This window comes from Alistipes sp. CHKCI003 (genome assembly GCF_900021155.1).
In the GTDB taxonomy this organism is placed as follows: domain Bacteria; phylum Bacteroidota; class Bacteroidia; order Bacteroidales; family Rikenellaceae; genus Alistipes; species Alistipes excrementavium.
This window is the reverse complement of record NZ_FCNT01000040.1, coordinates 1-567: the sequence shown is the minus strand read 5'-3', so window position 1 is coordinate 567 and position 567 is coordinate 1. Positions and strand designations below refer to the sequence as shown.

Here is a 567-nt window from a genome sequence, read left to right as displayed (position 1 = left end):
GACCGAATATTTGGACGCCTGCGCCGTGATCTCGGCATGCTCCGACTGTATGTCCTTCTGCTGCTGCCGGAGGGCCGTTTTCTCCTGCGGCGAGATGTAGCTGTCCGAGGCCCATGTGGCGAGCTTGCCGGTCGCGGCTTCGGCCGACGCTTTCGCCTTGTCGGCCGTCTCTTGGGCCGTCCGGGCCGTTTGCTTCGCATCCCGGGCCAGCGTATCGTCCGTGTACTTCGAAGCCTTATCCCAATCCGAAGCATCGAAAGCGCCTGTCTGGCGGGATTTGATGCAGCGCATCACGTCGCCCGAGGGCCCCTGCATCCACAGGTCGCCCACATCGTACGGCGGTGCGGGCTGCACGACGAACGTCCGGCTCTTGCCGTCGGCCGTCTCTTGCGCCTTGGCAGCCTCCCGCAGCGCTTTTACGGCGTCGCTGTCCGCGATCAGGGTCCATTCGTAGGCCTCGCCCGACTTCACCCACCGCCACGACTTGCCCGCATCGGGAGTCGTCTGGGCGTCGACGTAAGGCTGCGTGTTGGTGAAGGTGTCGCCCTCGTGCTGAGCCTGCTCGCC

The 567-nt window shown here is 65.4% G+C and carries 1 pseudogene; it reads right to left on the bottom strand.

What is annotated here, in order from left to right:
- A pseudogene (locus BN3659_RS13100) lies at positions 1 to 567 on the bottom strand (hypothetical protein); the annotation flags it as partial.